General features: G+C 63.7%; 22 protein-coding genes and 1 pseudogene. 12 read left to right on the top strand and 11 right to left on the bottom strand.

Going from position 1 to position 19,400, the window contains the following annotated elements:
* Positions 1-16: 16 nt before the first annotated feature.
* The 4 genes from AB0O58_RS03145 to AB0O58_RS03130 all read left to right on the top strand — a co-directional run bounded on the left by AB0O58_RS03145 (position 17) and on the right by AB0O58_RS03130 (position 2,778).
* Complete coding sequence (locus tag AB0O58_RS03145) at positions 17-1,309, top strand: lipase family protein (protein ID WP_032367033.1); 1,293 nt, start codon at positions 17-19, stop codon at positions 1,307-1,309.
* Positions 1,294-1,581 (top strand): hypothetical protein, encoded by a 288-nt coding sequence (locus AB0O58_RS03140; protein ID WP_032367032.1) that lies wholly within the window; start codon positions 1,294-1,296, stop codon positions 1,579-1,581. The genes AB0O58_RS03145 and AB0O58_RS03140 overlap by 16 nt, the downstream gene beginning before the upstream one ends.
* A complete protein-coding gene (locus AB0O58_RS03135; RefSeq protein WP_366237874.1) occupies positions 1,568-2,311 on the top strand; it encodes an EAL domain-containing protein in 744 nt (247 codons plus the stop codon). Before AB0O58_RS03140 ends, AB0O58_RS03135 begins: the two co-directional genes overlap by 14 nt.
* A 134-nt stretch (positions 2,312-2,445) precedes the next feature.
* Positions 2,446-2,778, top strand: a complete 333-nt coding sequence (locus AB0O58_RS03130; RefSeq protein WP_032387659.1) for a DUF3140 domain-containing protein — start codon at positions 2,446-2,448, stop codon at positions 2,776-2,778.
* 118 nt (positions 2,779-2,896) lie between these two features.
* Here the strand turns inward: AB0O58_RS03130 and AB0O58_RS03125 are convergent, their stop codons facing one another.
* Genes AB0O58_RS03125 through AB0O58_RS03110 form a run of 4 tightly spaced genes read right to left on the bottom strand, consistent with a single transcriptional unit; the run spans position 2,897 to position 6,614 of the window.
* The gene (locus AB0O58_RS03125) at positions 2,897-3,499 is read right to left on the bottom strand and encodes a methyltransferase (RefSeq protein ID WP_094695684.1); all 603 of its coding nucleotides are present in this window, start codon (positions 3,497-3,499) and stop codon (positions 2,897-2,899) included.
* A gap of 23 nt (positions 3,500-3,522) precedes the next feature.
* Positions 3,523-4,515 (bottom strand): tripartite tricarboxylate transporter substrate binding protein, encoded by a 993-nt coding sequence (locus AB0O58_RS03120; RefSeq protein WP_366237873.1) that lies wholly within the window; start codon positions 4,513-4,515, stop codon positions 3,523-3,525.
* Entirely contained in the window at positions 4,512-6,035 is a 1,524-nt protein-coding gene (locus AB0O58_RS03115; protein ID WP_032389706.1) for a tripartite tricarboxylate transporter permease, read from the bottom strand. The genes AB0O58_RS03120 and AB0O58_RS03115 overlap by 4 nt, the downstream gene beginning before the upstream one ends.
* Before the next feature lie 3 nt (positions 6,036-6,038).
* Entirely contained in the window at positions 6,039-6,614 is a 576-nt protein-coding gene (locus AB0O58_RS03110; RefSeq protein ID WP_032389707.1) for a tripartite tricarboxylate transporter TctB family protein, read from the bottom strand.
* A gap of 142 nt (positions 6,615-6,756) precedes the next feature.
* On the opposite strand from AB0O58_RS03110, the gene AB0O58_RS03105 reads away from it, so the two are divergent.
* Both AB0O58_RS03105 and AB0O58_RS03100 read left to right on the top strand, forming a co-directional pair.
* The gene (locus AB0O58_RS03105; RefSeq protein ID WP_080731151.1) at positions 6,757-7,596 is read left to right on the top strand and encodes a MurR/RpiR family transcriptional regulator; all 840 of its coding nucleotides are present in this window, start codon (positions 6,757-6,759) and stop codon (positions 7,594-7,596) included.
* On the top strand, positions 7,596-8,765 hold the full coding sequence (locus AB0O58_RS03100; protein WP_052053510.1) for an MFS transporter: 1,170 nt from the start codon (positions 7,596-7,598) through the stop codon (positions 8,763-8,765). Before AB0O58_RS03105 ends, AB0O58_RS03100 begins: the two co-directional genes overlap by 1 nt.
* Before the next feature lie 97 nt (positions 8,766-8,862).
* Here AB0O58_RS03100 and AB0O58_RS03095 read toward each other — a convergent pair whose 3' ends face one another.
* The 3 genes from AB0O58_RS03095 to AB0O58_RS03085 form a co-directional block, all read right to left on the bottom strand.
* The gene (locus AB0O58_RS03095; protein ID WP_032406096.1) at positions 8,863-9,297 is read right to left on the bottom strand and encodes a GNAT family N-acetyltransferase; all 435 of its coding nucleotides are present in this window, start codon (positions 9,295-9,297) and stop codon (positions 8,863-8,865) included.
* Positions 9,298-9,328: 31 nt separating this feature from the next.
* Positions 9,329-9,718, bottom strand: a complete 390-nt coding sequence (locus AB0O58_RS03090; protein ID WP_230073142.1) for a DUF4234 domain-containing protein — start codon at positions 9,716-9,718, stop codon at positions 9,329-9,331.
* 139 nt (positions 9,719-9,857) lie between these two features.
* On the bottom strand, positions 9,858-10,607 hold the full coding sequence (locus AB0O58_RS03085; protein ID WP_052060406.1) for a TetR/AcrR family transcriptional regulator: 750 nt from the start codon (positions 10,605-10,607) through the stop codon (positions 9,858-9,860).
* 136 nt (positions 10,608-10,743) lie between these two features.
* Between AB0O58_RS03085 and AB0O58_RS03080 the strand changes: the two genes are divergently transcribed.
* The 5 genes and pseudogenes from AB0O58_RS03080 to AB0O58_RS03060 all read left to right on the top strand — a co-directional run bounded on the left by AB0O58_RS03080 (position 10,744) and on the right by AB0O58_RS03060 (position 13,861).
* A complete protein-coding gene (locus AB0O58_RS03080) occupies positions 10,744-11,436 on the top strand; it encodes a carboxymuconolactone decarboxylase family protein (protein WP_366237872.1) in 693 nt (230 codons plus the stop codon).
* Positions 11,433-11,543: pseudogene (locus tag AB0O58_RS03075) on the top strand (NAD(P)-binding protein); the annotation flags it as partial. The gene AB0O58_RS03080 and the pseudogene AB0O58_RS03075, both read left to right, overlap by 4 nt.
* 93 nt (positions 11,544-11,636) lie before the next feature.
* Complete coding sequence (locus AB0O58_RS03070) at positions 11,637-12,848, top strand: GMC family oxidoreductase (protein ID WP_366237929.1); 1,212 nt, start codon at positions 11,637-11,639, stop codon at positions 12,846-12,848.
* Positions 12,849-12,869: 21 nt separating this feature from the next.
* Positions 12,870-13,373, top strand: coding sequence for a hypothetical protein (locus AB0O58_RS03065; RefSeq protein ID WP_032392152.1), 504 nt, complete (start codon positions 12,870-12,872; stop codon positions 13,371-13,373).
* A gap of 80 nt (positions 13,374-13,453) precedes the next feature.
* Positions 13,454-13,861: an ankyrin repeat domain-containing protein gene (locus AB0O58_RS03060; RefSeq protein ID WP_366237871.1), complete on the top strand. Its 408-nt coding sequence runs from the start codon at positions 13,454-13,456 to the stop codon at positions 13,859-13,861.
* Positions 13,862-13,863: 2 nt separating this feature from the next.
* Here the strand turns inward: AB0O58_RS03060 and AB0O58_RS03055 are convergent, their stop codons facing one another.
* The 4 genes from AB0O58_RS03055 to AB0O58_RS03040 form a co-directional block, all read right to left on the bottom strand.
* Positions 13,864-16,002 (bottom strand): catalase, encoded by a 2,139-nt coding sequence (locus AB0O58_RS03055; protein ID WP_366237870.1) that lies wholly within the window; start codon positions 16,000-16,002, stop codon positions 13,864-13,866.
* 70 nt (positions 16,003-16,072) lie between these two features.
* Positions 16,073-16,837: an ANTAR domain-containing protein gene (locus tag AB0O58_RS03050; protein WP_204847366.1), complete on the bottom strand. Its 765-nt coding sequence runs from the start codon at positions 16,835-16,837 to the stop codon at positions 16,073-16,075.
* Positions 16,838-16,931: 94 nt separating this feature from the next.
* The gene (locus AB0O58_RS03045) at positions 16,932-17,984 is read right to left on the bottom strand and encodes a YihY/virulence factor BrkB family protein (protein WP_032367019.1); all 1,053 of its coding nucleotides are present in this window, start codon (positions 17,982-17,984) and stop codon (positions 16,932-16,934) included.
* Positions 17,985-18,058: 74 nt separating this feature from the next.
* On the bottom strand, positions 18,059-18,211 hold the full coding sequence (locus AB0O58_RS03040) for a hypothetical protein (protein ID WP_169879414.1): 153 nt from the start codon (positions 18,209-18,211) through the stop codon (positions 18,059-18,061).
* 105 nt (positions 18,212-18,316) lie between these two features.
* Between AB0O58_RS03040 and AB0O58_RS03035 the strand changes: the two genes are divergently transcribed.
* Positions 18,317-19,387 (top strand): NAD-dependent epimerase/dehydratase family protein, encoded by a 1,071-nt coding sequence (locus AB0O58_RS03035; RefSeq protein WP_366237869.1) that lies wholly within the window; start codon positions 18,317-18,319, stop codon positions 19,385-19,387.
* Positions 19,388-19,400: the final 13 nt, after the last annotated feature.

Here is a 19,400-nt window from a genome sequence, read left to right as displayed (position 1 = left end):
CACCAGAAAGAGACCGATGCATCTGTACCGCAACATGATCGGCGTCGCAGTCACCGCCGTGCTCGCGTCTTCCCTGACCGTGCTTGGAGGCTCGGCAGCGAATGCCGACCCCGTCGACGACTTCTACGTCCCTCCGGCTCAGGTCGTCGACGACCCGGGGGCCGTGTTGCGGACGCAGCCGATGTCACTGTTCGCGGCTCTGCCCGGTGCGGACGGTGCCTACCCCGTTCAGGCGCAGCGGGTGCTGTACACGTCACGGACGCAGGACGATACGCCGGTGGGCGTGTCGGGCACGTTCATCGAGACCGAGGTGCCCTGGCGTGGTGCAGGCCCGCGGCCGACCATCGTCGTCGCGCCCGGCACGGTGGGTCAAGCCGATCAGTGCGCTCCTTCTCGTGCGTTTCCGACGACTGTCAACGCTGTGGCACAACCATTGTCGATCTCGTTCAATCAGGAATTGTTGTCTTCCACTCTGTGGGGATCGATGGGTGCCAACGTATTCGTGACCGACTACATCGGGTTGGGAACGCCCGGTGTGCACACCTATGTCAATCGTGTCGAGCAGGCTCATGCGGTGCTCGACGGTGCTCGTGCCGCGAACGAGCTCCTAGGTGATACCGATGCACCCGTTGGTATCTGGGGGTACTCCCAGGGCGGTGGGGCGGCAGCCGCGGCGGCCGAACTGGCCTCGGAGTACGCACCTGAGGTTGATCTGAAGGGTACGTGGGCCGGAGCTCCTACAGCGGACTTGCTCGAGGTGTTGAAGACCGTCGACGGGACGCTGATCGGAGGGGTGATCGGCTATGCCCTCAACGGGTTCGTAGAGCGGGATCCGAGCTTGCTGCCGCTCGTCGAAGAGAGACTCACCGATCACGGCAAGGCAGTGCTGAACGATCTGTCGACGCAGTGCATCGGCGACACCATTCTGAAGTACCCGTTTCTGCGAACCGAATCGTTGACCGCGGACGGCAAGTCGATGCTCGAGAATCTGGGCACCATTCCGCAGGCGGGTCGTATTCTCGAGGCTCAGCGGATCGGTCGCAGTACTCCGAACGCACCGGTGATGATCACCAGCGGACTCAACGACGACACCGTGCCGTACGGTCAGGCCCGGCAGTTGGCTCAGGATTGGTGTGGGCGAGGTGCCACGGTGGAGTTCCGAACCAACCCTTTGCCGCCGATCCTGCAGGGTGCGGTGTTGCCCAACCACTTCGGGCCACAGCTGATCGACGGGTACGGCGGTGCCGCTGCAGCGTTCCTGATGGATCGGTTCGCCGACGTCCCCATGGCACCATGCTCCATCGACTGATCGGCGGCCGCAGGCGCTGGCGGCTGGTGCGAGAATTCGTACTACGCAATCGTTGTCCCGCAGCCTCGACCGTCGAGCAGCGTGCCCATGACTATGTGGCGATAGCAGACGCGTTCGGACTGTGCTGGCCGCCGGATGGACAGCGTGCCAGGGCACTGCTGACCAGTTTCGGCGATCGGGATCCGGATGCCGTCCTTGCCGCGATGCGCCCGGTTGCAGCTCCGGTTCAGCTCCACCCGGTGGTGCGGGTGTGGAATCGTGCCGTCGACTAGGGCGGCGTCGACACCGCTGCGCTCGACCCTGTTGCGGTCGCGGCGTCGGGTGGAGGCTGTGATTGCCGGCGGTGGCCCGGACATCGTCTTTCAGCCGATCGTTCGTGCACGCGATGGTGTGATCGAGGGATACGAGGCCCTGTCGCGTTTCCCGGCGGGCGGCGGTGACACCGAGGCGTGGTTCGCCGATGCAGCGCAGTGCGGCCTCGGTCCTGCTCTGGACAGATCTGCGGCCGTCAAGGCATTGGGAGAATCAGCGCGTCTGCCGGATGGTTGCTTCGTTGCGGTGAACCTCAGTGCTGCAACGCTACTGGTCGATGCTGCCCTGGTGGATGTGCTGCTCGATTTCGGCCGACGACGGTCACTGGTAATCGAGCTCACCGAACATGCCGCCCAGGACGACGAGGATGCGGTGGTGGCAGTGTTGGCCGAACTTCGACGCGGCGGCGTCGCCGTTGCAGTGGACGATGTGGGATCCGGATACGCAGGTATGCGGCAGCTCGTCGTGCTCGAGCCGCAGATCATCAAACTCGACGCGTTCGTCGTTCACGGCATGAAAGGCAATCGAGTCAAGTCTGCCTTGGCTGAACTGGTGCTCGAGTTCGCGCGAAAAACGGAGGCGAGGTGCGTGTTCGAGGGCATCGAGACCGACGACGACCTCGAAGCGGCCGCGTCGATCGGGGCAGACCTGCTGCAGGGCTTCCGAGTGGGCCGCCCTGCTGCGCTGTGATCGGATCTGACCAGCAGGTTGAGTACCGCCCAACTGTGGGTATGGCAGGAACAAGACAAGTTCAGAAAGGCCGATGCGGTCGAACGGGAGACACGCGGCACCACCACCGAGGGTGAATCGAAGGAGACGGACTGATGGCCGATGACGACAGTGACATCAAGACGGAGTTCGATGACCTCGTCAACATGACGGCGAAGGAACTCGACGAGTTTCTCGGCACCGACGACTCGAAGGACGTCGGTCAAAAGAAGGAGGGCGGCGAGTCGACGGGCCACGAGAGCGGCCGCCGCATCGTCGAAATCCTGAAGACGAAGAAGGCGGACCTGTCCGACGACGACTACGAGCACATGCGAAAGGTCGTCGGCTACTGCAAACGACACCTTGCGCAGCGGCCCGACGGGGACATCACCGACACCAAATGGCGCTACTCGCTGATGAACTGGGGCCACGACCCGAAGAAGAAATGATCTCGCTTCGCTGACGGGAGGTCTGCTTTAGTCGGGGCCCCGGCTGCGGGAATCCCGCCACCGGGGCTCAGGAGTGGAGCAGACATTGCTCGCACCGTGGAGGACCCGACTAGCGCATCTACGACGAGAAGCTCGCTCGCTTCGAGGCCTCGCGCGCCACCACTTCCTCGGCCGCGACGATGACGTCGTCCACATCGGCACTCTTGACGACGACCACTCCGTCGGCATCGGCGACGATGATGTCACCGGGTGAGACGACGACTCCTCCGAGTGCGACAGGCTCGTTCAGTCGGCCCGGCCCGTTCTTGTAGGGACCCGCCGGTGTGACACCGCGTGCGAATACGGGCAGACCCAACTCGGCCAAGGCGTCGGCATCGCGCACGGCACCGTCGATGACGAAGCCGGCGATGCCGAGCGATTTGGCGCGAATTCCGATGAGATCGCCGATGAGGGCGCGTGTGTCGTCACCCGAGCCGTTGACCACGATGACGTCGCCTGGGCGGGCGTCGTCGAGGGCCTTGTGGATGTAGAGGTTGTCGCCCGATCGGGTCCAGACGGTGTACGCCCGGCCGGTGACTGCTGCTCCGGCCCAGATGGGCCGCAGTCCGGCGATGATGCCGAAGCGCTCCTGTGCATCGCCTACGTTGGCTGCGGGCACTCGAGAGAAGCGTTCGATCATGTCGTCGGATACGGCAGTGGCTGAATAGGTTTCGGTACTCATGAGATCAATGCCTTTCGGGTGGCTCATTGCTGGTCGGCGAGCAGTTCGGCGATGATCGGTTCGATCTCGGTTTCGCGCTGTTCCCACAGGGTCGCGACGTCGGCACCGGACACCCAATCGGGCTGCGTCGCAGCGCCGGTCAGCTTCTCGGCGACTGCCGGGTCGGCCAGTGCAGTCTCGAGGGCGTTCTGCAGCGTGGTCATCGTCGCGTCCGGGGTGCCGGCGGGGGCACTGATGGCGAAGTTGTTGGTCATGAACGGCGCGTCGTATCCCTCGCTTGCCAGCGTCGGTACCTCGGGGATGAGCTTGTTCTGCTCTTCGGTGAGAACCGAGAGGATGTTCACCTCACCCGAGGCGAACTGGCCGTAGAAGCTGGACACTCCACCGAGGGCGAAGTCGGTTTCGCCGGAGACCAATGCCGAGATCTTGTCGGCTCCGCTGTTGTAATGAACGATGTTGAAGTCCAGGCCGAGGGTGTCTTCGAGGGTGCGGAGGTTGACGTGGTCGTCGCCGGCCCTGGAATCGGTGCCCACGGTGATGGACCCCGGGTTGGCCTTCACGGCGTCGAAGAGCTCGGCAATGTCTTTGTACGGGCTGGACTTGTTGACCCCGATCACGATGTCGTTCGATGCGAACGACCCGATGGGCGAGAAGCTTTCGCGATCGAACCCGGCTTTCTTGCTCGGGTCGAGGTATCGCCCGAGGATCGACGGGATGTTGGTGAAGCCGATGGTCTCACCGTCCGGCTCGGCGTTGGCCAGGTAGTTCAGTCCGACGACCTGGCTGCCGCCCTCCTTGTTGACGACCTTGACCGGCACGCCAAGTTCGTTCTCCATGGCGGGGGCCATGATTCGGGCCAGGATGTCGTTGCCTGCGCCTGCGGCGGACGGGACGACCCATTCGACGGTGGCACCGTTCCGTGGGAACGGCGCTCCGGAATCGGTTGTGCTCGAGCCGCATCCGGCAATCAGGGCGGCAGCGGAGATGGCCGCGACCAGGGTGGGCAGTGTTCTCATGAGACGGGCTCCTTGATGGGCTGGGTTCGGGTGGCGCGGCGGGAGAGGATGCGAGCGAGGACGGGGCGCAGCATTCCGAACAGAACGGCTGCGATGAAGACGAGCAGGAGAACCTTGTTGATGGGACCTTCGACGAAGACGCCGTAGTCCCCGCGAGACAGCGAGAGTGAACGCTGAAAGTTCTCCTCGAGCAGAGGCCCGAGGATCAGGGCCAGCACCAGTGGAGTCAGTGGAATCTTGTTGAGGTGGAACAGGTATCCGATGACGCCTGCGCCGAGCATGATGAAGATGTCGAAGACGCTGCCGTTGATGCTGTAGACGCCCAGGAACATGAAGGCCAGGATCATCGCCATCAGGTAGTGGAACGGGATCTTCAGTACGGCAATCCACAGGCGAACCAGTGGCACGTTGAGAATCAGCAGGATGATGTTGCCGACGAGGAAGCTGGCGATGATGGTCCAGGCCACTTCAGGGTTGTCGCGGAACAACAGTGGGCCGGGGATCAGACCGTTGATGGTGAAGGCGCTGGCCATGATGGCTACGGTCGCGGAGGTGGGGATGCCGAGGGTGAACAGTGGAATCATCGACGACAGCGCGAGTGCGTTGTTGGCCGATTCCGGTCCGGCGACACCCTCGACGGCACCCTTACCGAATTGCCCGGGACGCTTGGTGAGCTTCTTCTCCATCGCATAGGACGCCAATGAGGTTGCAGCACCCGGAGATCCGGGGAGCAGGCCCATGAAGAAGCCGATGACGGAGCCGCGCATCGTGGGGCCTGCAGACCTGGTGATGTCGGTCTTGGTGGGCAGCAGCTTACCGACGGCGAGTGGTCGTCGTCCGGCACCGCCTGCCGAGCGGGCTTGGATGAGGATTTCGGTGAGGCCGAAGCAGCCCATCACGACGGCCACGAGTGCGACGCCGTCGAACAGTTCCGGCATGCCGAACGTGAATCGCTGGATGCCTTGGCCGGAGTCGATACCCACCGACGCGATGGCCAGGCCGAGCCCGACGCTGATCAGTGCTTTCGCGGGGTTGTTGCCCGAGAAGCTGGTGATCAGGGCCATGCCGAGTAGTGCGACGAGAAACAGTTCGGGAGCACCGAATTCGAGTGCGAATCGGCTGAACGGGGCGACGACGACGAATCCGACGACGCCGACCAGTCCGCCGACGAACGACGCGAGTGCGGCAACGACGAGGGCGGGACCGCCGCGTCCGCTCTTGGCCATCTCGTAGCCGTCGAGTGTCGTTGCAATGGACGACGCCTCACCGGGAATGCGCAGTAGGACCGCGGTGACGGTGCCGCCGAATGCTGCGCCGTAGAGGATGGCGGCGAGCATGATCAGCGCCGTGGTGGCGTCGAGGCCGAAGGTGATCGGGATCAGCAGTGACACCGCGGCGGCGGGGCCGAACCCAGGGAGGACGCCGACGAGCATGCCCAGTACGCAGCCGAGGAGTGCGAACAGCAGATGCGTCGGAGTGAGGACGTTGACGAAGCCTGCCACCAGATCGGGAAATCCCATGGCTCACAACCCCCAATCGGCGAGGAAGGGAATGGACGATGCAGGCAGGGCCGTGCCGAGCCAGACGTCGAACACCAGTCGGGTGGCGAGTGTGGTGGCCACGGCGACGCCGATGGCGACCACTGGAGTCCGTTTGCCGACGAAGGTCAGCACGACGGCGAGCATCAGCGCCATGGACAGGGTGTACCCGAGGGTGGGCAGGACCAGCGCTGCGCCGGCGATCGCGGCGACGACCACTCCGATTCTGGTCCAGCCTGCGCGGTCGGGAAGTTCGGTCTCGTCGGCGTCCTCCTCGTTGTCGCTGGAGAGGAACGCGACGGCCGCCGAGGTGGCGGGTTCTAGCTCCAGTTCAGGTTCGGGGGTCGTCACCCGCGGTGCTCGGACGAGCTGTATCGCCCACATAGCGCCGCCGAGGATCATGCCGAGGCCGCCCACCAGGGGCAGGAAGCCCGCGCCGACGCCGGGGTCGGCGGCGATGCCGTAGCCGGTTGCCATGGTGACGGTCGCCAATCCGACGACCAGCGTCGCGCCGAGCACGATCCATTCGATCGTGTGTTGTGTGCCGAGCAGTATCTTCACGGCCGGCTGCCTTTCTGACGATAAGTTCGATGTGGCCTGGAGGGGTCGGCCGAATTGCTGTGCTTCACGTCACTTGCAATCTTGCACAGGTTTACAGGATTGTGGTTGAGTGTGTCAACAGACACAGTGGAAAGTGGAGGGTATGAGCTTCCGAACAGTGGTTGCCAGTAGCGGGAAATCGCTCAGCGCGTCCGAAAAACGTGTCATCGCAGTACTTCTCGGAGAGCCCGAACCGTCGAGTCTGCGGGCGGCCCCGGTCGCGGCCCGTGCACAGACGCATGAGTCGACGGTAGTGCGTCTTGCGCAGAAGCTCGGCTACAGCGGCTTCCCCGACCTTCGTGCCGACCTGGAGCGTGACAGCCCAGAACCGGTTGCGGCATCGGCACTGATGAGGAGCGACACCGGGCATGAGCTTGCCGTGTTCGCTCGCGACGAAGCGCGTGCTCTCGAACGGTTGTCGAGCTTCATCCCACAGGAGCAGTTGGTGGAGGTGGCTACGGCGATTCACCGTTCGCGGGTGGTCTACCTGTTCTCCAAGGCCGACGAGCGGCCCGCGTTGGACATGCTGGCACGACGGCTCCGCAGGCTCGGCCTGGTGGTCGTCGAGCTCGGGCTCGGAGGGAAGGACCTCGCCGAGCGGTTCGTCAGCTTCACCGAGGACTCCGTCCTGATCGCCTTTGCCCTGCGCGAGGCACCGTCGCAGCTGCCTGCGCTGGTCCGGGAAGCGGAACGACGCGGCGGCACGTCGATCCTCATCAGCGACGCGCCGGGATATCACTTTCGCCCCGCGCCGACGCATCTGCTCGTCGCCCAACGTGGTGACGATTCGGAATACAACACCCTCATCATTCCCATTGCCATTGCGTACGCGCTGCAGTTGGCCATCTTCCACCTCGATCCCGATCGGTACGGGGCGGTGCGCGACGACATCAACGACGTGTCGAGGTTGGTCGGAGGAACCGACGAAATTCCCTTGCGCTGATGCCTTCTCGTGACTCCATTGCTCTGACCGTTCAGGCGACGACTGCGCAGGCCGGGTGGGTCGGGGTGCGGTTGATGATCGGCTATCGGGCGATCGCCGAGGGTGCCGACACTCGAACGCTTGCGGTGATTGCGGCACTCTTCGCTGCGCCCGCAGTATTGGCGGCCCTGCCGATCGGGCGCATCGCCGACAGGTTCGGCGGGCCGGTGGTGATCGTTTCGGGAATCGTGTTGTGCTCGATCGCAACCGGTGTACTCGTCACGTTTTCGGCAATGTGGGCGTTGCTCGTGTGCACGGCTGCGTTCGGACTGGGCAATCTGCTCATCATGATCGGGCAGCAGGCGTTCGTTGCACACGTCCACGTCGACGGCAAGAACGAAAGTGCCTTCGGCGCACTGACTGCCGCCGCGTCGATGGGTCAGTTGGTGGGGCCGCTCGCCGTGACGGCCGTCGCGTCGAGATTTGGCGGCGCGAGCATCGAGAGCCCGAACACGACGGCAGGCATCCTCACTGCCGGTGCCTTCACCGCGGTCGCGCTCCCCACCGCACTGTTCTTGATGCTCGGCCGCAACCACATTCGTGCCGAGAAGCCTGCCGAAGGGGAAGCGTCGGGGCTGAAATTGCTGAAGCTGCCGGGTATGTGGCAATCGTTGACGGTCAGCGGCGCGGTGCTCGTGACGGTCGATCTGCTCTATGCCTTCGTGCCCGCGTGGGCCGTCGAGCGTGGGGTGTCGGTGACGACGGTGGGGTGGCTGCTGGCGTTGCGTGCCGGGGTGTCGGTGGTCAGCCGAGTGGGGCTGGGCAGACTCGACGCGAAGTTCGGTCGCACTGTGCTGCTGAATGTTTCGCTGGCGGCGGGCGCGACCGCTCTCGCCGTGCTGCCATTCGTACAGGCCGTCGGAGCCATCGGAGTCATGATTGCACTCGGCATCGCGTTGGGTATTCCGCAGCCACTGACCATGTCGTGGGTGGTGTCGATCGTGCCGAAATCCACGCAGGGAGAGGCGTTGGGATTGCGGATGTCGGCCAACAGATCGGCCCAGATCCTCATCCCACTGACGGTCGGCGCACTCGCCGGCCCGTTCGGGGTGACGGGCATTCTGCTCGGCAATGCACTGGTGCTCGGGGGATCGATCGTCGCGGCCTCGCACCCACGGAGCCGACCCTGAGCAATTGACGCTCCACTCGACGCCTCGGTCGCGAGGATTCCCCGACTAGGGGCACAGAGTGGAGCACAAGTTGCACACGAACCGACACTGGGCTGATTCAGCTGGGATGGGTGGACATCTTCACGTGCGGGATTCCCGCTTCCAGGTATTGCTCTCCCACTCGAGTGAATCCGAATCGGCCGTACCATTTTTCGAGGTGTGCTTGCGCGGACATCTCGACCACCCCGGGGTATGCCTCGAGGGCGGCCTCGACGAGCTGTCCGGCATATCCGCGGCCACGGCCGGCAGTCGCGGTCGCGACGCGGCCGATGTGGACCGTGTCGTCGACGAGCACTCGGAGAGTGGCCAACACCTCGCTGTTCTCGTCCTGGATCCAGAACAGTTCGGTCGTCGGAAGTAGGTCCGCGCCATCGAGTTCGGCCTCGTCGACGATCTTCTGTTCGTGTACGAATACCGCGACTCGAAGGGCCAAGATGCGGTACAGAGTGCTCGGATCGACGCGTGAGAGCGGTGCGTGATGGAGGGTGGTCATCGGGTCCTTTTCGTGGTTTCGGTTTCGCGATTCACACCGCGAGCGGCACAACGGTTCCCGGCGGTACGTCGTTGTATCGGGCCGTGATCTTGTTCAGTTCCAGCTGGTAGTACAGGGACTGCAGGCCGAAGACGAACGTGAGCAGAAGTCCGACGACCGAGCTGCACGTCGGCTGAAGGCCGGCCGCGCGTTGGGCGTCGGCGATGCGGTTTCCTGTGTTGTAGTAGCTGATCAACGGCGCGATGATGGTCCAGCCGAGGAGGAGCAGAACCAGCAGTGGTCCGACGACCGGCGGGTCGACCTTGCGTCGGTCGAAGTCCGCCATCTCACGGTGGATGAGGTAGTACCAGACGAAGTGGTAGATGCCGAGAGTGATGAGCGGCAACAGGATCCACACGACAACGGGGTTTCGCCGCTTCATCGCACTACCTTGAGCAACCGGACCGGTCATGATGCTCCCCCCAACCTTGTCGGACGCGACAGACGCCGCATGTCCGTGGACCACACGATTCTCCCACGTCGTTGGGTCCGTACGCGAGGTCTCGCTCCGTGCACGGCACTCACGCAGTCGCTGGTAGCACGTCGAACCCCATCCCGCACAACACCGTCCGGAGGTGTGAGTCGTAGAGCGCGTCCACACTCGAGACCAGGCGTGGCAAATTGCCGAACTGTTCGGAGACGAGAAAACCCAAGATCGACGCCCAGGCGTTGAGTCCTACCGCCGCTATGCGCAGAAGATGTTGGCGATCGATATCTTTCGCCAGAGCGGTCTCCTGCAAATCGAGTAAGTAGGCCCCGAGATCTCCGGGCGCGAGCAGTTCGGGGATCTGACACCGAGTCAGGTCTGCCGATCCGTTCTCGACCGCAGCGAGATAGACCACCATCGGTGAAAGTAGTGCGCGGCTTGCTGCCGGGCCGGTCACTGCGGCGTCGGCGTGAAAGCCGGCGATGGGGGTGCCGAAGATCAGCGCGAAATCGTGGGGGTGTGCGAGCGTCCACTGTCTGATTGCGTGGCCCATGGCCCACCACTGGGCCTGCAGATCATGTGAGTCTACGTCGGTTCGAGCGGCGTCGATGGCGTCGCCCAGCGCGGTGTATGCGTCGATGCAGAGCGCTCCGATCAAGGCCGATTGGTTGTCGAAGTACCGGTAGATCGCCGCCGAGGACATTCCCATTTCCCGTGCGACAGCACGTAGGGACAACCCGCCTGGCCCGTGTTCGGCCAGATGCGTACGAGCCCGCGTCTTGATCTCGTCGACGGTCTCCCGACGCCGTGCTTCTCGACGCGATGGTGCAGCTGCTCCGCCCACTGTGACCACTCCTCCCGATCCTGTCTTCCCGTGCCCCGTTGACAGTCTAGGCAGGCAGCGCCTACTGTGCGATCACCGATCAAAATGTTATCGGTGATTACATTTCGCTTCACATCGATCGAAGGAAGTGGCGAACATGGAAGCTCAACCCGGTCGGCACACCGATGCAGTGCCCCCTTTCCGTAAACGCACGTTCACTGCGGCCGCCATGACGCGTGATGTCGGCACTCTGCTCAGGCGCGGACGCAGCCTTGTCACCGTCTGGACACCGACCGGCGTCGACCCGCTGCTGCGTGAGCAGGTCATGTTCGCCGTTGCGATGGTCAACGACTGCAAGTTCTGCGCTTTCATGCACGACGATGCCGCGATCACCTCCGGCGCGGACCGCGACGGATTGGCGCGGCTGGTCGGCTTGGATCCGGCCGACGCGACCGACGATGTCTTGATCGCGGTGGTGTGGGCGCAGAGCCGAGCGGCGAACGGTCTCGGTCGTGCTGACGAGGCCCTCGAACGTCGGATGGAAAACCGGTACAGCCCACAGCGAATCCGTGACCTCGATACCGTCGTTCGAGTCATGACGCTGCTGAACGTATCCGGCAATACCGCAGAAGCGCTGATTCGCCGGATGCGCGGGCATTCGGTACCGGGAAGTCGCGTGGTCGACGAACTGATTGTCGGGGGAACCTACTTGGTCGGGGCCGTTGTCTCGGCGTTGTCGTTGGCACTGCGACGGCGGGTGTCCCCGAAGAAGGTGTGGCACGAGTTCGATCGATTCGACGGTCGTGCTCTCACCGCGCAGGGCAGCGTGAACGGTCGTGTGGGTTCATGACGAAGCCCACGTGGGACGCCATAGTCGTCGGGTCTGGATTCGGCGGTGCGGTCACTGCAGCACGACTGGCAGAAGGCGGCCACCGGGTTCTGATTCTCGAACGTGGGGCATGGTGGGATGGCGACCGGGTTCCCGCATCGGGTCGGACGGGCCCATTGCATATGGTGCGAGGGATCCGATATTCCACTCGGTCACGCAGTATGTCTGTCGGAGTCCGCCGTCACGGACTGTACGAGCTACATCAGTTCGACCGGTTGACCTGTGTGGTGTCCAGCGGGGTCGGCGGCGGATCTCTCGTCTACACCGACATGCAGGTGCCACCACCGGACGCCTACCTCGACGCTTTCCCCGACTGCATCGACGCAGCCGAGATGCGGCCACATATCGACGCGGTCCGAACAATGCTCGCCCCACGTCCGGTTGCGCCGATTCCGCAGAAGGCGCGCGCATTCGACCGCGCCGTGACCGCAGCGGGACTGGGCCCGGTGCATTTTCCCGATCTGGCTCTCACGAGCCATCCCCATGGCAAACCGAGTAGGGCGACGATGGGAACGACCTATCTGCCGATGGCGCTGCGTCACGGAGCCGAGTTGCGGGCCATGAGTGAGGTCGTCGCCATGTCGCAGACACCCGACGGCGGATGGCAGGTGCGGTACCGAGACCACGAACGCGGTCGCAGCTATGTCGAATCTGCACCTCGATTGATCCTGTCGGCGGGAACGCTGGGAACGATGCGGCTCCTGTTCGACGCTCGCGACCGGCTCGGAACGCTGCCCCTTGTCAGCTCCGCCCTGGGACGTGGCTTCACCCCCAACGGGGACATGGTGACCGTGGTTCATCGGACCGCGCAGCGAGTCGATTCCGTTGCAGGACCGCCGATCACTGCGTATCTGACCGCGGAGGGCCGACGTGATTTCCTCACTGCCGAGGTGGGGCTTTGCCTGCACCACATGGCCCCGTCCGCCGCGGTGGCGAGATTGCTGCCACGAACTGCCCTGCTGATCGGTATGGGCGCGGACCGTATCGCGTCGGAGGCCACCTACGACGGGCGCAATCTTCACCTCGGCACCAACCGCGACGACGATTCCGAATTGTTCGAGAGACTCGCCGAGCACGCCACGGCGATCGCGTCGGGCTACCGGGCGAAACGCACGATCGTCAATGCGCCTTTCGGTCGCGGCAGCACGCGTCTGGCTTCGGTCCACCCACTCGGTGGAGTACCGATGGCCGAGTCGCCGACGAACGGCGTGGTCGACACCTCCGGGCAGGTTCACAACTATCCCGGACTTTTCGTCGCCGACGGGTCGATACTGCCGTCCGCGCCGGGCATTCCGCCCGCCATGACCATCGCCGCAATGGCCGAACGCATCAGCCACCAGATCCACCGATGCCCAGAAACCTCTGGGCTCTAGAACACCTGTCAGGAGAATCCAATGAAAGACAACACAATTCGCTTGCACAGCCTCGTCGACGCCACTGCTCCGATACCGACATCTCGTGACGGTCTCGGCTTCGCCGATCTGGCGTCGCTGATGAACGCCTCGCCGTCACCCGTCGTCCTTGCCGGCGACTACACCGGAAGAATAGTGTCTTTGATTGCTCTGCAACGACTTCCGGGCATGCTGCGCACTCCGATCACCTCCATCGTCGCGATGCTCGCGCGCCCGATATGGCGCGGCAAGAGATTCGACGGCAACACTGGAACCAACCTGTGGATCGGTCGCCGACGACCCCGCACATTCGGTGACTTCGCGATCACGACCGCCCAGGACGGGCACCACGCAGCACTGGACTACGACCAGCGTACGAACCCTCGGCCGGTTCGGCTCATCACCGGCGAAGCAGCTGCGATGGGGCCCGGGGTGTTCATTGCCGCGATGTACCTCACTGTCATGCGGCGACGCATCACGCTGATGTACTTCACTTTGGACCGGTGACCACGATGCGTGCCGTTCACCGTCGACTTGGATCGGACGATGCCTCGGTTGAATCTCGTCGCTCGGGGAATCATGTGTTGGTGGACGACGACGATGTTCTGGACGACGATGTTCTGGCTGTGTTTCGGCATGCATTCGATTGCGCGCGCAGCGGTGACGCCTCGTGGTTGCAGTCGTTTTTCGAGGCCGGGGGCTCCGTCGACCTGACCAACGACAAGGGCGACACACTGTTGATTCTGGCGGCGTATCACGTACAACCGGGTGCGGTGAGCATGCTTCTGACGCTGGGGGCAGCGGTGGATCGCGTGAACGACAACGGCCAAACAGCGTTGGCGGCCGCGGTGTTTCGTCGGTCGACGCCCATTGTGCGGATGCTGCTGGAGGCAGGCGCAGACCCCGAAGCCGGAGCTCGATCGGCACACGCAATCGCCCAGTACTTCGAGTTGGACGACATGGCCGCGATGCTGACCGAGCCCCAGTCGGGGTAGCCCTACTTCCTTGCCTTGGCCTTGGCTGCCCGCTTACGAGCAGGCTTGTCGGGGACCGAAGGCGGGATGTTCGACGCCATCACCGCGGGGGCACGATCCCAGGCCCGGTGCAATCCGACCGCAGCGAGCAACGCGTCGTTGAACGCTTTCACCGCTGTCTCGCCGATGACGACGCCTGCGTCGTCGGCACCGATTCCGGCCTGCTCGAGCAGTGCCGCTCCGTCGCCCCAGGCACCCATCGCTTTGCAATGACGGAATGCTTCCTGCAGCAGCAGGATCAGCTTGATGTCGTTCGTCGGCGTCGTTCCGCCCGCGACGACGAAGGCGTCGAACTCGATCGAACGAACTGTGAGGAATGTTCGCTCGACCACCTGAGTGCGCATGCCTTTGCCGAGGATGCCGCCGGCCGCAGCGATGACGTGCACTGTGGCACCGCGGCGCGCGGCTGCCGTCCGTAGCTTGCCGATTCCGGACAGGTCCGATCCGGCGTCGGCGATGACGCCGATCTTGCGTCCGGCAATCGGTCCCGGAGCCTCGACGATCTGAGACAGAGCGGGGGAGAGCAATACGTCCTCAGCGGGTGTGCCGACGGGTGCGGGTAGGCCGAGGCCGGCGGCGACGCGCTCGCACAGATCGGCGTCGACGTTCGAGAGAACCTCGAGCTCACGTTCCTTGATCGACTGCTCGAACACTTTGCCCAACTCGAACGTGAATGCCTCGACGAGGTGATCCTGCTCGACGGCACTGAGGCTGCGATAGAACATGGTGGGCTGGGTGAAGTGGTCGTCGAAGGATGCGGGGTTCGCTCGTACAGCGCGGCCCTCGATGAGGCGTTCGGTCTGCACGTAACCGTGGTCCTTCTCACCTGCTACCGCGGGTTCTCCGTCGTCGACTGAGTTGCTGAGGTACGGGGCAAGGCCGGTGTGTACGGCGGTCTGATGCATACCGTCTCGCAGCATGTCGTTGACAGGTGCATGCGGTCGATTGATCGGCAGTTGCGAGAAATTGGGGCCGCCGAGACGCGTGATCTGGGTGTCCAGGTAAGAGAACAGACGCGCCTGCATCAGTGGGTCGTTGGTGACTTCGATGCCCGGCACCAGGTGGCCCGTGTGGAACGCGACCTGCTCGGTTTCGGCGAAGTAGTTCGTGGGGTTCGCGTCGAGGGTGAGCTTGCCGATGGGTTGCACCGGAACCAGTTCTTCGGGAACGATTTTCGTGGGATCGAGCAGATCGATGCCCTCGTAGGTCTCGGTGCCGTCGTCGGGCATGACCTGGATTCCGAATTCGTATTCCAGTGGGGCACCGGCCTTGATGCCGTCGGACATGTCGCGTCGGTGGAAGTCCGGATCGACGCCCGCGGCGATCTGGGCTTCCTCCCACACCAGCGAGTGCACTCCGGCAAGTGGCTTCCAATGAAATTTGACCAGCCTGGTCTCGCCGTTCTCGGCGACGAGGCGGAACGTGTGGACGCCGAAGCCTTCCATCGTGCGATACGAGCGCGGGATACCTCGATCGCTCATGTTCCACATGACGTGGTGAGTTGCCTCGGTGTGCAGCGAGACGAAGTCCCAGAACGAGTCGTGTGCCGACTGAGCTTGCGGCAGTTCGATATCGGGCTGCGGTTTGCCGGCGTGAATGATGTCGGGGAACTTGATGCCGTCCTGGATGAAGAAGACGGGCATGTTGTTTCCGACCAGGTCGAAGGTTCCTTCGTCGGTGTAGAACTTGACCGCGAAACCGCGGGTGTCGCGGACTGTGTCGGCGGAACCACGCGATCCGAGAACGGTCGAGAATCGCACGAAAACCGGTGTCCGCTTACCCTTCTGGGCGAGAAATCCTGCCTTGGTCACGGTCTTCGCCGACCCGTAGGACTCGAACGTTCCATGTGCGGCGGCGCCGCGTGCGTGCACGACGCGCTCCGGAATTCGCTCGTGGTCGAAGTGGGTTATCTTCTCGCGAAGATGGAAGTCCTCGAGCAACGTCGGGCCTCGATTGCCCGCCTTGAGCGAATGATCGGTGTCGGGTAGACGCACGCCTTGCGCAGTGGTCAGGAAATCACCGGTTTGGGCTCTCGTATCGCGAGCTCCGGTCGGGCCGTTGGGTGCCGGCGACGATTGATCCGGGCGAGGGATGGGTGGCATGTTCGGCCTTCTTTCGTTGTTGGAGCTGTCAACTCGGACGTTCGTGGTCGATGGACGGTGGGCTTCGATGTCACGCGCTCCCCGGGTCGTCGTAGAACAAGCCGTCTCCGCGGACGATGTCGAACGCGAGGGAGGAGATCGAGCGGGCATCGGCGTAGGCACGGGCACGCAGCCGCGCGGTTGCCTCGTCGAGCGACACATGCAGGCGTTCGGCCAACACACCGACTGCGATGTTGATGTCGGATCGAGCGAAGCGAAATGCACCCTCGGGTGGTCGAAGTGTCGACTCGTCGAAAAAATTCGGCTGGGCTGCCACTTCTCCGACGACGATGTCACCGAGGGTCGACGCCGCGGCCTGGGCAGCGGCGATCTGTTGTGTCGTCATCGTTCCCGACTTTTGGGTGTAGAGCTCGAGGACCCCGAGTCGAGCACCACCACTGAACAATGGGAACGCGTACACCCCATGCACGTCGAGCTCCTGAAGAACTTCCGACGCGAACGACGGCCATCCCGTGGTATCGGGCCGATTACCGATGTCCGGGTGTAGTTGCGGCTCCCCGGTGACGAAGGCATCGATGCAGGGGCCCTCGCCGGTGGTGAATTGGAGCTCGTCGATGCGGGCTGCTTCGGAGTTCGTGGCGTACAGCAGATCCCGAGCATCGGCATCGTCGGTGAGGATGGCGACAGCAGCTCCGTCCACGCCGGCCTCGGCCACGCACCGCTTGCTGACTCGTACGACCCCCTCCAGATGGTGTCCGTACATCGATGCGCCGAAGCTATCGGAGTCCGGGGCGTGGGCGCGTCGGGACTCTTCCGTATTTTCTTCCTCGGCCACGTTGCCCTGCCTCTCTGTGTCAATCGAACCGCCACACCGGATCCGCGCACCCCGCGGATCTGTTTCATCGATCGGTCGGTGGCGTCCGGGATGTTCACGGAGTCCGGTTGTGTTCCTCCCGCAATTTGCGACCCTCCTCGACAGCCTGCGCATCCTTTTCGTCGTTCTTGTCCGATACCCGGGTGTCTCGGGGCGGCAGTTGCAGACGCTCTTCGGCGACGATGCCGGCCTGGAGTTGGCGGCCGCGTTCGAGTTCGGAGTCCAGTTCGGCACCGAACAGCAAGGCCAAGTTGGTGATCCACAGCCACAGCAGGAACACGATGGCTCCGGCGAGGGAGCCGTAGGTCTTGTTGTAGCTGGAGAAGTTGGCGACGTAGAAGCCGAATGCGACGGTGGCGAGAATCCATACGATGATGCCGACCGCGGCACCGGAACTGATCCATTTGAACTTGGGCTGCTGCACATTCGGTGTTGCGTAGTACAGAATCGCGACCGCGAGTACCACCACGATCAGGACGAGCGGCCATCGTGCGATGTTCCAGATCGTCAGTGCGGTGTCGCCCAGTCCGACGGCGTCGCCCACAGCTTTGGCCACGGGGCCACTGATGGCCAGCATGACGGCGGCGAGCGCAATCAGGGTCAGGGCGATGAGCGTGACCAGAAGCATCACGGGGCGCAGCTTCCAGATGGGCCGTCCCTCGTCCACCTCGTACATGCGGTTCATCGCGCGGCCGAATGCGCCGACGTAGCCGGATGCAGACCACAGTGCGCCTGCGATACCGATGATCAACGCGAATCCGGCAGTGGGCGCTTGGACGAGCTGTTCGATGGTGGGACGCAACGTGTCGACAGCGGATTGCGGGCCGAGATCGCCGACGATCTGCAGCACGCCGTCGACCGTGGCCTGTCCCTGGCCGAACACACCCAGCAACGACACGATGGCCAGGATGGCGGGGAAGAGCGAGAGCACGGCGTAGTAGGTCAAAGCAGCTGCAAGGTCGGTGCACTGATCCCGGGAGAACTCACGGGCGGTTTTCTTCAGTACATAGATCCACGACGGCTTGGTCAGATCGGCGGGTGAATCCGCTTTGCGCGGATCGTCCGGATCTGCCTCGGTGGGTGCGGGTGATGCTGCTGAATCGGCCATGGCGATCGCATACCCGGGGTTTTTCGGTGGAAACCGGGAAATGCGACCGCCATGACGGCCGTTCGATTCGGCCGTCAGTTCACTTCGTTGCGCTCGTGCTCGGTACGCGCGTCGAGGTCGCCGTCGTCGAGATGCTTCGGCGTCTTGGCGTGCTCTTTGTGGTCGGGGTGAGCTTCCTCGGTGGGGATCATGACGTCGTCGAGGGTCGGTTCGTTGTTTTCACTCATGGTGATTCGATGCCCGGGAGAATGGCGGCTCAAACTCCTGAGCCGGTGTGGTTTCGATCGATGTGCAGGGGGCACTTCGACTGTGGTCGATTTTCGGAGGTAGAGATGCGAACTGTAGTGATCGGCGCGACCGGCAATGTCGGCACCGCCCTGCTACGAAGGCTCACCGACGAGCATCCGGGAAATTCCATTCTCGCCGTAGCGAGGCGTCCGCCGAGCCTCAATCCTTTTGCCGAGCAGGTCGACTGGGTTCCGCTGGATCTCACCGGCGAACACGCACCGTACGAGCTACGCGCGTTGTGCCGCGGCGCAGACGCAGTGGTTCATCTGGCCATCGCCTTCCAGCCGATGCGTGATCGCGATTATCTGCGGGCAGTCAATGTCGACGCAGTGCGCACGGTGGCAACTGCCTGTGCGGACGCCGGAGTTCCTCATCTGGTGCACATGTCTTCCGGCGGGGTGTACGCACCGGGGTCGTACGGCGAGAAGGTCGACGAGTCGTGGCCGAGAACGGGGGTGTCTTCGTCGACGTACAGCATGGACAAGGCCGCCGCCGAGGATGTGCTCGACGAGTCCGAGGCAGCGCATCCCGATGTCGCGGTCGCTCGAATCAGACCGGGCCTGATCGGGCAGTACGAGTTCGGGAGTGCGCTGTTGCGTTACGCCCTACCCGATCTCGTGCCGTCGGCAATCGTCGATCATCTTCCGATCCTGCCCATCGACAGGTCGTTCGCCGTTCCCGCCGCCCACAGCGACGATGTCGCCGATGCCATCGTGCGAGTGCTGGATAGGCGTGCAACCGGGCCCTACAACCTCGGCGGCCCGACGCCCGTGCGAGCCCACGACGTGGCCGACGCGTTCGGTGCCCGCATCGTGCCCGTGCCCTCTCGGGTGTTGTCCGCTGCTGCGCGCCTCGGCTTCGAGACCCACGTGTCCGCAGTGCATCACGGTTGGGTCGATCTCGCGTTCGCCACCCCGATGTTGAACACCGACCGCGCTCGACGGGACCTGGACTGGACTCCGCGAATCGATGGTCCGGACGTGGCCCGAGAGGTCATTCGGGGTATGCGCGACAACGCGGGTGCGTCCACCACGTCCCTGCGCTCGCGTACTGCGAAGGACCGCCTGCGAGCGTTCGGTCGACGGGGATTCATTTCTCGCGCGAAAAGGCCGTGAACACGACATGTTC

Source organism: Rhodococcus sp. NPDC080181 (assembly GCF_040702225.1).
GTDB lineage: Bacteria > Actinomycetota > Actinomycetes > Mycobacteriales > Mycobacteriaceae > Rhodococcoides > Rhodococcoides fascians.
Note: the sequence above shows the minus strand (reverse complement) of the source record. Positions and strands in the feature narration are given on the sequence as shown.